Genomic DNA, 407 nt, shown 5'->3' on the forward strand with positions numbered 1-407 from the left:
ACCGCCACCGCCCCAATCGGGGTACTGAACGCAGTCCCGACCTGCACGGCATAATAGTCTTCACTGGCCTGCGCCCCGGTATAACCGGTAATGCTGTTGTTCAGACCACGCTGATAGGTTCCCTGATAAAGACCCGGGGTAAAGGAGAGCGAATCATTGCGCACTTTACCCACCGTCAGGCTGTAGCGCTGCGAACCGGGGCGCAGCAATTGCGCCACTGCCGCAAACGGCACCTGGAAGTTCTGTGTGCTGCCGTCGGCTTCACGCACCGTGACATCCAGATTGCCGCCGTAGCCGGTCGGATAGAGGTCATCAATGATAAATTCGCCCGGCGAAACCGTGGTTTCATACAACACCTGACCACTCTGGCGCACGGTCACCAGCGCATTGGTGCGGGCAATCCCGCG

General features: G+C 59.5%; 1 protein-coding gene. It reads right to left on the reverse strand.

Annotated elements, in window-relative coordinates:
- On the reverse strand, positions 1-407 hold a 407-nt coding region (locus tag V2A85_RS24525; protein ID WP_420072669.1), incomplete at both ends, for a fimbria/pilus outer membrane usher protein.

The sequence above is a fragment of the Yersinia sp. 1252 StPb PI genome (genome assembly GCF_048593885.1).
Taxonomy (GTDB): Bacteria; Pseudomonadota; Gammaproteobacteria; order Enterobacterales; family Enterobacteriaceae; genus Yersinia; species Yersinia enterocolitica_E.